The organism is Arthrobacter sp. 01T428 (assembly GCF_056398685.1).
Map to the genome: position 1 here is coordinate 55,441 of NZ_JBFTPW010000023.1, position 10,576 is coordinate 66,016.

Annotated in this window: 7 protein-coding genes; 5 read left to right on the plus strand and 2 right to left on the minus strand. The window is 64.0% G+C overall.

Annotated elements, in window-relative coordinates; genetic code table 11:
* Positions 1 to 7 precede the first annotated feature (7 nt).
* Complete coding sequence (locus AC1DJB_RS19965) at positions 8 to 889, minus strand: aldo/keto reductase (RefSeq protein WP_284989285.1); 882 nt, start codon at positions 887 to 889, stop codon at positions 8 to 10.
* Positions 890 to 943: 54 nt separating this feature from the next.
* Entirely contained in the window at positions 944 to 1,906 is a 963-nt protein-coding gene (locus AC1DJB_RS19970) for a sugar-binding transcriptional regulator (protein ID WP_059389187.1), read from the minus strand.
* Between the two features lie 124 nt (positions 1,907 to 2,030).
* Between AC1DJB_RS19970 and AC1DJB_RS19975 the strand changes: the two genes are divergently transcribed.
* The 5 genes from AC1DJB_RS19975 (at position 2,031) to AC1DJB_RS19995 (ending at position 10,274) form a co-directional block, all read left to right on the plus strand.
* Entirely contained in the window at positions 2,031 to 3,830 is a 1,800-nt protein-coding gene (locus tag AC1DJB_RS19975) for a glycerol-3-phosphate dehydrogenase/oxidase (protein WP_441433571.1), read from the plus strand.
* A gap of 175 nt (positions 3,831 to 4,005) precedes the next feature.
* Positions 4,006 to 4,755, plus strand: a complete 750-nt coding sequence (locus tag AC1DJB_RS19980) for an MIP/aquaporin family protein (RefSeq protein WP_284989287.1) — start codon at positions 4,006 to 4,008, stop codon at positions 4,753 to 4,755.
* A 58-nt stretch (positions 4,756 to 4,813) separates the two neighbouring features.
* Positions 4,814 to 6,328 (plus strand): glycerol kinase GlpK, encoded by a 1,515-nt coding sequence (gene glpK, locus AC1DJB_RS19985; protein WP_441433572.1) that lies wholly within the window; start codon positions 4,814 to 4,816, stop codon positions 6,326 to 6,328.
* A 313-nt stretch (positions 6,329 to 6,641) separates the two neighbouring features.
* Positions 6,642 to 9,170, plus strand: coding sequence for a leucine--tRNA ligase (gene leuS, locus AC1DJB_RS19990; RefSeq protein WP_441433576.1), 2,529 nt, complete (start codon positions 6,642 to 6,644; stop codon positions 9,168 to 9,170).
* 57 nt (positions 9,171 to 9,227) lie between these two features.
* Positions 9,228 to 10,274 (plus strand): DegV family protein, encoded by a 1,047-nt coding sequence (locus AC1DJB_RS19995; RefSeq protein WP_332602185.1) that lies wholly within the window; start codon positions 9,228 to 9,230, stop codon positions 10,272 to 10,274.
* Positions 10,275 to 10,576 lie beyond the last annotated feature (302 nt).

Sequence of the window (10,576 nt, forward strand, 5' to 3'; positions counted from 1 at the left end):
GCAGGTCCTAGTTGACGTTGTCCGGGTGTGACCCGGTGCGGTGGTGGCGTTCGAGGGCGGCCAAGCCATCCATGTCGTCGGCATCAAGCTCGAAGCCGAAGACGTCGAAGTTCTCCTGGATGCGTGCCGCGGTACTGGCTTTGGGAATCACGATATTTCCGAGCTGGAGGTGCCAGCGGATGATGATTTGGGCAGGTGTCTTTCCATATTTATCCGCGAGAGCACTGACTGCCGGATCCTGGAGGACCTGGCCACGCCCCAACGGGCTCCACGCCTCCGTGCGGATGCGCAACTGCTCGTGGAGGGTCCGGAGCCTGGTCTGCTGCAACCACGGGTGCAGCTCAATCTGGTTCACCGCAGGAACCACTTCGGCTTTTTGCATGAGCGCTTCGAGGTGGGCCGGCTGGAAGTTGGAGACGCCGATCGCGCGCACCCGGCCCTCACGGTACAGGGTTTCCATTGCCCGGTAGCTCTCCTGGAACAATCCACGCCCAGCGCAAGGCCAATGGATCAGGTACAGGTCGACGTAGTCGAGGCCGAGATTGGCCATGGAGGTATCGAAGGCGCGCAGCGTGGAGTCGTACCCCTGGTCGTCGTTCCAGAGCTTGGTGGTGACAAAGACGTCTTCGCGGGAGAGGCCGTGAGTTCCTTCCCCGGAGCCTCCCGTGTTGCTGTCGATGCCGGGCGGGGGTATGACCGCACTGCCGATGCCGCGTCCGACCCCGGTCTCGTTGCCGTACATGGACGCTGTATCGAAATGCCTGTAGCCGGCGCCCAGCGCAGTGGCGACCAAAGAAGTGGCATCCGCCGGCGGCACCTTGTAGAGCCCGAACCCCAACTGGTCAATCAAGACACCATTGTTGAGACTGAGCCTAGGCGAGGGTTTCATAGCCAAGACTCTACCTACCTCGATGCCGGGAATGTTTCAGGGTCCTTCAATTATTCAGGAAGGGCTGCCGAAACTGACCAGGCGCTTCGCCGTGGCCTCGTCCAGGATCAGATCTGTTGCCAGTTTCGCTTCGAGTGCTCCGCGAAGCCCGTTGATCTTGGATGCACCAGAGACGACGCAGATCCGGCGACGCACCTGCCGTAGTTGCTCGTGGCTTGGGCCGGTTGACCGCTCGTTGAGGGTGATGCCGTCGGAAGAGCCGTCGGCGCGGAAAAAGACGGTGGCAACGTCGCCCACGACGTCCGAGCTGGCCAACAAGTTCAAGTCCGTTTCATCGAGGTACCCACCTGCGTAGACGTGGCTGGGGTAGTCCGAATGCACCGAGCCGACACCGAAGATGGCGATGCTCATCCTGGCTTGCAGATCGAGCACGCGTTGGACGCTGCGCTCATTCCACATGGCGGTCTTCGTGGAGGCATGGTCGAAGAAGGCGGGCACCGGGAACTGTTCTACCCGCGCACCAAAGGCGATGCCGAAACGGCGCATGATGTCGCTGGCATAAGTAATGCCGGTGGTCTGCATGTTGCCGGCGCCGTTGAGCTGCACGATGGTGCTGCCGTGCGTGATCTTGCGTGTCAGGTGCCTGCTGACGGCACTGATGGTGGCACCCCAGGCCACGCCGATGATGGCGTTGGAATCCACCAGGGGACCAATGGTCTTTGCCGCCTGCGTCGCCACCCGGTCAAGGGTTTCCGCCTCGTTCAAGGTGTCCAGGACGGGCACCACGTGCACATCGACCCCGTAGTGGTTGCGGATCATGCGCTCCAGTTCAGGGGCGGAATCCAGGGGACTGCGGATCTGGATCTGGACCAGTCCCGACTCGCGGGCCGAAGACAGCAAGCGGGAAACGGTTGACCGCGAGGTCCGAAGCTCGCGGGCAATGGCGTCCATGGTGAGGTCCTGGAGGTAGTACATCTGTGCCGCCCGGAGGGCCTCTGAATGTCGTGATCGTGGCATCTCAATTCCGTTCTGCACGTTTGTGCAACTAGCTTGATTTCATTTTCCATTCCTTCGAAGAATAGTTGTGCAAGGTGCGACGTCAAGTGATGCAGCGCATACACCAAAGCCCAAGGGAGCAGTTTTGGGATACACCAGCAATTCCGGTTCCTCAGCAGAATCACCACGTCGGGCTTCGGTTTCGGCACTCCGCGAACGGCCGCAGGCCCAGGTGCTGATCATCGGGGGCGGCATCAACGGCGTCGGAACCTTCCGCGATTTGGCACTCCAAGGCGTGGACGTCGCCCTCGTGGAACGCGGCGATTACTGCCAGGGCGCCAGCGGAGCGTCATCCCACATGATCCACGGCGGCATCCGCTACCTCGAGAACGGGGAATTCCGCCTCGTCCAGGAATCCGTGGTCGAGCGCAACCGACTTTTGAAGATCGCTCCGCACTACGTCAAGCCCCTGCAGACGACCATCCCGATCTTCAGCACCTTCTCCGGAATACTTTCCGCCCCCACCCGCTTCCTCACGCACAAGCAAGGCAAGCCGAAGGAGCGCGGCGCCTTCCTCATCAAGCTCGGCTTGAGCATGTACGACTTCTTCTCCCGCGACGGCGGCAGCGTCCCCCGCCATCAGTTCCGTGGCAAGGAGAAGGCCCTGGCTGAGTTGCCCCGGTTGCACCCCGGCATCAAATACGCAGCCACCTACTTCGACGCGTCCGTGCACAACCCGGAGCGCCTGACGCTCGATGTGCTGCAGGACGGCGAAAAGGCGGGCATCGGAAGCGGCTTGCCGGGCGGCAGCGCCCGGGCCAGCAACTACGTCTCCCTTGTTTCGATGGCCTCCGCGGACGACTCAGCCGGCGCTGTTTTGCTGCGCGATGAGCTCACTGGCGAGGAATTCAGCTTCCAGGCCGACGTGATCGTCAACACCACCGGCGCCTGGGTTGACCTCACCAACGCGGCGATGGGTGCCGCGAGCCGCTTCATGGGCGGAACCAAGGGATCCCATATCGTCCTGGACCACCCGGAATTGCTCGCAGCGTGCGGCGGCCGTGAGATCTTCTTCGAACACACCGACGGGCGGATCGTCCTGATCTACCCCATGGGTGACCGCGTCCTGGTGGGCACCACCGACGTCGAGGCGGACATGGCGCAGGATGCCGTGTGCACCGAAGCCGAGATCGACTACTTCTTCGACCTGGTCGGCCACGTCTTCCCCTCCATCAAGGTTGAGCGCAGCCACATCGTCTACAGCTTCGCCGGCGTTCGGCCGCTTCCCCGCCACGATGACACGCAGCCGGGCTTCGTATCCCGCGACTACCGCATCGAGCGAAGCGGACGGGAAGCCTCCGGTGCCGCGGCCGCCCAAGGCGGCAAGGCCGCCGTCGTACTCTCATTGATCGGCGGCAAGTGGACCACTTTCCGGGCCCTCGCCGAACACCTGAGCAACGACGTCCTCCGCGAGCTGGGCTTGGAGCGGAAGGTCTCGACGGCGAAACTCGCCATCGGAGGCGGCTTGGATTTCCCGGACAGCGAAGACGGAATCCAGGACTGGGTCAAGAAGCACATGGCTCCCGGGCTCGACGCCGACCGGGTCAGCGGCCTGTTGACCCGCTACGGCACGCGCGCCGAGGACGTCATCGCCTACCTCGGGGCAGGCGAAGACCGGAAGCTCCGCTCCACGAACGAGCTCAGCGTCCGGGAACTCGAGTTCATGGCCGCCAACGAACAAATCGGGCACCTCGTGGATGTCCTCATCCGCCGCACCTCGCTGGCCTTCCGGGGACTCGTGACCGGAGAGCTCCTGAACGAAATCGCCGAAGTCCTCGCCACGCAGCTTGGCTGGGATTCGGCGAAGCGTCAAGCGGAAATCCAGCATGCCCAGGAGGTGCTTCTACGTTTTCATGGCGTGACTGTTCACAGCCTCGTCGCATGAACGTAATGTACGTCACATCAGCTTGATTGTTCCGGCCAAGAAGCCTGGACACAAGGGTTGCGGTCTTCCGCTCCGGAAGGGGGGGACCGCAATCGGGACGGCGCTAACAGACGCCGTCCCAACGGCCCCCACAAAACCTGCAGGGCTGACAACAGAAGAAAATGAGGAGTCAAAGATGTCTCTCGGAATTGTTTTCCTTTCCGAAGTGTTCGGAACCGGAATGCTTACCCTCCTTGGCTGCGGCGTTGTGGCAAACGTCGCGCTCAAGGGCACAAAGGGCAACAGCGGCGGGTTCCTGATGGTGAATTTTGGCTGGGGCATCGCAGTATTTGCCGGCGTTTACGTAGCGGCCATGTCCGGTGCGCACCTGAATCCGGCGGTCACGCTTGGTCTCCTGGTTGACGGTAAGGCCGAGTTCGCCCCCGGTGTGGCCGTAAGTGCGGCATCCACGTTCACCTACTTCGGTGGAGAACTGCTCGGCGCCTTCCTAGGCGCTGTCTTCGCCTGGCTCGCGCACAAGCAGCACTTCGACGCCGAGCCCTTGGCAGCCAGCAAACTCGCCGTATTCTCCACGGGACCGGCCATCCGCTCGTACCCCTGGAACCTCGTCACCGAAATCATCGCCACGTTTGTACTGGTCTTCGTGATCCTGACCTTCGGCGGCACTCCCTCCGGCCTAGGGCCGCTCGCGGTGGCATTGCTCGTCGTCGGCATCGGCGCGTCCCTTGGCGGCCCGACGGGCTATGCAATCAACCCCGCCCGTGACCTCGGTCCGCGTATCGCCCACGCACTTCTGCCGATCAAGGGCAAGGGCTCCAGCGACTGGGCCTACTCCTGGGTTCCGATTGTCGGCCCGCTCCTGGGTGGAACCATCGCCGGACTCGTCGCCCACTCCATACCGATCATGGCCACTGTCGCCAAGTAGCAAACCGCTCAGTACCTACACCGCATCCACACCAAAGCAAGCAGACAAGGACGTCAAAATGTCGCAATACGTCATCGCCATTGACCAGGGAACCACCAGCTCGCGTGCCATCGTGTTCGATCACTCAGGCAACATTGTCTCCACCGGCCAAATGGAGCACGAGCAGATCTTCCCCCAAGCCGGTTGGGTAGAGCACAACCCGGTGGAGATTTGGGACAACGTCAGGGAGGTCGTCGGCTCTGCGTTGTCGAAGGCCAACCTGACCCGGCACGACATCGCAGCCGTCGGCATCACCAACCAGCGCGAAACCGCCGTCGTGTGGGACAAGAACACGGGCGAGCCCATTTACAACGCGATCGTCTGGCAGGACACCCGCACGCAGTCCATCGTGGACGAGCTGGCCCAGGACGGCGGCCCAGAGCGCTTCAAGCAAAAGGTCGGCCTTCCCCTGGCAACCTACTTCTCCGGAACCAAGATCAAGTGGATCCTGGACAACGTTGAAGGAGCGCGGGCCAAGGCCGAAGCCGGGGACCTCATCTTCGGCAACACCGACTGCTGGGTCCTGTGGAACCTGACAGGCGGCGTGGACGGCGGCGTACACGCCACAGACGTCACCAACGCCTCGCGCACCCTGTTCATGGACCTGGACACCTTGCAATGGGACCCGGACATCCTCGACGCGTTCGGCGTGCCGGCGTCAATGATGCCCGCCATCAAGTCCTCCTCCGAGGTCTACGGCACGGTGCACACCTCGCAGTTGCTGCGCGAAGTGCCCGTCGCAGGCATCCTGGGCGACCAGCAGGCGGCAACCTTCGGCCAGGCGGCGTTCCAGGCGGGCGAAGCCAAGAACACCTACGGCACCGGTTGCTTCCTGATCTTCAACACGGGCGAGGAGATCGTCCACTCGAAGAACGGCCTGCTGACCACGCTGGGCTACAAGCTGGGCGACGCGAAACCGCACTACGCATTGGAAGGCTCCATCGCCGTCACGGGATCACTGATCCAGTGGCTCCGCGACAACCTCGGCCTGATCAGCTCCGCTCCCGAAGTGGAGACGCTAGCGGCAGGCGTCGAGGACAACGGCGGTGTCTACATCGTGCCCGCGTTCTCCGGACTGTTCGCCCCGTACTGGCGCGCCGACGCCCGCGGTGCCATCGTTGGCCTAACCCGTTTTGCCAACAAGGGCCACATCGCCCGCGCGGCACTCGAGGCCACCGCATTCCAGACCCGCGAGGTGCTCGACGCCGTCAACGCGGACTCGGGCGTTCCGCTGACTGAGTTGAAGGTCGACGGCGGAATGGTCGCCAATGAGGCGCTCATGCAATTCCAAGCCGACATCCTGGGCGTGCCTGTGGTCCGTCCGAAGGTCGTGGAAACCACGGCCTTGGGTGCCGCTTACGCGGCGGGCCTCGCCGTCGGCTTCTGGAAAGACCTCGGCGAACTCAGCTCCAACTGGGGCGAGGACAAGCGCTGGGAGCCGCAGCTTCCGGCCGAAGAGCAGGAGCGGCAGATGCGCCTGTGGAAGAAGGCTGTTACCAAGTCCATGGATTGGGTGGACGAGGACGTTAAGTAGGTCTCACCTCGGTTGAGGGAGGCCGCACTTTCCCCGCCCGCTTCGCGGTGCCCACCACACCCGGGCGAAGTGCGGCCTCCTTCAACCCTCACCTGCGCGTAGTGCCCCTTGAATCCACGCCAAGGGCTTGGTGCGGTAAGGTGGCTTTATGCGTGCGATCCTTCTGCTTAGCTAGCCGCCCGGTATACGTCGATCTAAAGCATCGCGAACCGAGCGGCCGCCCCTCCTTGCCGAGGGGCTTTTGTGTGTCCGGGACCTTCCGGGGCCCGGAGCAGGAGGCAAAACCGTCATGGAAGAACAGAAGAGGGCAGCAGTGAGCGTTCAGCCGGAGACAGAAACCGGAGCACAGTCAACAGTGGCAGGCGAGACGCCCGAGGAGGGTGTCTACAGCTTCGCCTCGATGGAGGCCAAGTGGCCGCAGGTCTGGGAAGACCTCAAAGTCTTCACTCCTGTCGACGACGGCTCCCGCGAGCGGCGCTACGTCCTGGACATGTTCCCGTACCCTTCAGGCGACCTCCACATGGGCCACGCTGAGGCCTTCGCGATGGGCGACGTCGTGGCGCGATACCTCCGCCAGAAGGGTTTCGACGTCCTGCACCCCATCGGCTGGGACTCCTTCGGCCTGCCCGCGGAGAACGCCGCCATCAAGCGCAACGCACACCCCAGCGAGTGGACGTACGCAAACATCGACACGCAGGCCGCGTCGTTCAAGCGTTACGCGATCTCTGCCGACTGGTCCCGCCGGCTGCACACTTCGGACCCGGAGTACTACCGCTGGACGCAGTGGCTGTTCAAGCGGTTCTACGAGCGCGGGCTGGCCTACCGCAAGGATTCCCCGGTTAACTGGTGCCCGAAGGACCTGACCGTCCTGGCGAACGAGCAGGTAGTCAACGGCGCGTGCGAACGCTGCGGGACCCCTGTCACGAAGAAGTCCCTGAATCAGTGGTACTTCAAGATCACCGATTATGCCGACCGTTTGCTCGACGACATGTCCGAGCTCCAGGGACACTGGCCCGAGCGGGTGCTGGCAATGCAGCGCAACTGGATTGGCCGCTCTGAGGGTGCCCACGTCCGGTTCGCGATCGAAGCCACGGACGGCCGCCCCGAACGCGAAGTCACTGTCTTCACCACGCGCCCGGACACCCTGTACGGGGCAACGTTCTTCGTCGTCGCCGCGGACGCGCACCTGGCGCTGGACTTGGTCACGCCCGAACAACACGATGCCCTCATGGCGTACCGCGAAAAGGTCAAGGCCCTGTCGGACATCGAGCGCCAGTCCACTGAGCGCGAGAAGACCGGCGTGTTCACCGGCCGCTACGCCATCAACCCGCTCAACGGCGAAAAACTGCCCGTGTGGGCAGCCGACTACGTGCTCGCCGACTACGGCACGGGCGCCATCATGGCAGTGCCTGCGCACGACCAGCGCGACCTCGACTTCGCCCGCGCGTTTGACCTGCCGGTGCGTCCGGTCCTCAACACCAGCGGGGAAGATCCGGCGGAGACCGGCATTGCGACCGCCGGCGAGGGCACCCTGATGAACTCCGGCGAACTGGACGGTTTGTCCAAGGCCGATGCCATCCCCGCAGCCATCGACATCCTGGAGAAGTTGGGTACAGGGGAGAAGTTCGTCAACTTCCGCCTGCGCGACTGGCTCCTGAGCCGCCAGCGTTTCTGGGGTACCCCGATCCCCATCATCCATTGCGCCGAATGCGGCGAAGTGCCGGTGCCGGACGATCAGCTGCCTGTCACGCTGCCCGAAAACCTGCGCGGCGAGGCGCTGTCGCCGAGGGGCACGTCACCCCTGGCCGCGGCGCTGGAATGGGTCAACGTCGAGTGCCCGAACTGCGGACGCGCCGCCCAGCGCGACACGGACACGATGGACACGTTCGTGGACTCTTCCTGGTACTTCCTGCGCTTCGTGTCCCCGCACTTCACCGAGGGACCGTTCGATCCTGCCAAGATCAACGACTGGATGCCGGTCGGCCAGTACGTGGGCGGCGTCGAGCACGCCATCCTCCACTTGCTGTACGCGCGATTCTTCACCAAGGTCATCCACGACATGGGCATGCTCGACGCGGACGAACCCTTTAGCGCCTTGCTCAACCAGGGGCAGGTCCTCAACGGCGGCAAGGCCATGAGCAAGTCCCTCGGCAACGGCGTGGACCTTGGCGAGCAACTGGATAAGTTCGGCGTCGACGCCGTCCGCCTGACCATGGTCTTCGCGTCGCCGCCGGAGGACGACGTCGACTGGGCGGACGTCTCGCCGTCGGGCTCCGCGAAGTTCCTCGCCCGCGCCTGGCGCCTTGGCCAGGATGTCGCAAGCGAGCCCGGCGTCGATGTCTCCACTGGTGACCGCACGCTGCGCACCGTCACCCACAGGACCATTGCCGACGCCGCTGAGCTGTTGGACAACAACAAGTTCAACGTCGTGGTCGCCAAGCTGATGGAGCTCGTCAACGCGACCCGCAAGACCATCGACTCCGGTGCCGGTGGCGCAGACCCCGCCGTCCGTGAAGCCGCCGAGGCCGTGGCGGTCATCCTGAGCCTCTTCGCGCCATACACGGCCGAGGACCTGTGGAACCAGTTGGGCCACCCGGCCTCCGTGGCGAACGCCGGCTGGCCTTCCCACGATCCTTCGCTTCTGGTCCAGGACACCGTGACGGCCGTCGTGCAGGTCCAGGGCAAGGTCCGCGACCGTTTGGACGTCTCGCCGGACATCAGTGAGGATGAGCTGCGAGAGCTCGCTCTCGCAAGCGAAAACGTACAGCGTGCACTCGATGGCCGCGGCATCCGCACGGTGATCGTGCGCGCGCCTAAACTGGTGAACATCGTCCCGGCCTAGTCGGGAAACGGCCGCCGGCGCTTGCCGGCGGCCGGCCACCAGCTCCAGGAGGCTCCCTTGACGGACCGCGAACCACCCGCTTGGTTGTGGCTCAAGGAACGTTTGGCCCGCCTGCGCCAGTCCACGACGCCGGGACGCGCCGGAGCAGAGCCGGCGCGCGTCGTGCGCATCGCCGTCGTCACCGACTCGGCTGCCGCTCTCCCGGCCGAGTGGGTCAAGGCTTTCGTCGCGGACGGCCGCCTCGCCGTCGTGCCGATGCCCGTCATGGTGGGCGAAGAGATCTACGGCGAGGGGGAGGACGACATCACCCAGACGCTCGCGCTGGCCCTGGCCGCGGGATCGTCCGTAAAGACTTCACGTCCTTCACCCGGCCAGTTCGAACAGGCTTATCTCGCCGCACGGGACCGCGGTTTCGAAGCCGTCGTCTCCATCCACATCTCCGCTGGGTTGTCCGGCACCGCGGACGCCGCCAGGCTGGCTGCGCAACGCGTCTCCATTCCGGTCGAAGTCATTGACTCCCGCACCGTAGGAATGGCTCAAGGCATGGGCGTCCAAAGCGCGCTGGTTGCCGCCGCGGACGGCCGTTCGGCAGCCGAAGTCCGGCACTTTGCCGAGGAGCGATTGGGCCGCACCAAGGTCTACTTCTATGTGCCGAGCCTTGAGCAGCTTAGGCGCGGGGGTCGTATCGGCACTGCTGCGTCTTGGCTCGGGACAATGCTGTCCATCAAGCCGATCCTTGCGGTCGCCGACGGCAAGATCGTACCGCTCGAGAAGGTGCGCTCGGCTGCGAAGGCCGTTGCCCGGCTGGAAGAAATCGTTGCCGCCGATGTCAATTCCCGGCCTCCAGGACAATCGCGGCTCGCCGTGCATCACTTTGGAAACCTGGCAGAGGCAGAGAGGCTCGCGGCCCGGCTCGGCGAGGGGTGCCCCGACTGCCCGCCTGCACAGATCAGCGCACTGCCGGCCGTTCTCGCGGCCCACGCCGGGCTCGGCGTATTGGCCGTGGTTGTGGGGGAAAGCAGTACGCCTGGCGCCGCGACGCTTTTGGGTGACAGCGCGAAAGCCGCAACGGATCCGGCGAACACTATGCGGAGCAAACCGTAACCGCGGTCAAGTTTCGCGGGCAGAGGTCCTGAGCTTTTTGCCGGTCCGTCGTTAGCTCCATGAAAATGGGCATAACCCCTAACTGCCGCCACACTCTCGAATGGCGGCGCTAGGCGTAAGTTTTCAAATGAGGCAATGCGCATCCTGAGCGAAGGCCTAAAAATGTCGTAGCCTCCTGGCAGAGTGTTTCCATGGAAGCGATCGGATGCGTCGACACCCGGCAGGGCATTGCCTCCCGCGGGTATTTCGGAGTGTCCCGTCATGCCCGTCGTCCGCGTCTGGCCGCGTCCCTTGCCGCGGTC

Bases quoted from the DNA above. Each gene is read 5' to 3' on its own strand.
- AC1DJB_RS19965 (WP_284989285.1), bottom strand. From the start codon at position 889: ATGAAACCCTCGCCTAGGCTCAGTCTCAACAATGGTGTCTTGATTGAC.
- AC1DJB_RS19970 (WP_059389187.1), bottom strand. From the start codon at position 1,906: ATGCCACGATCACGACATTCAGAGGCCCTCCGGGCGGCACAGATGTAC.
- AC1DJB_RS19980 (WP_284989287.1), top strand. From the start codon at position 4,006: ATGTCTCTCGGAATTGTTTTCCTTTCCGAAGTGTTCGGAACCGGAATG.
- glpK (WP_441433572.1), top strand. From the start codon at position 4,814: ATGTCGCAATACGTCATCGCCATTGACCAGGGAACCACCAGCTCGCGT.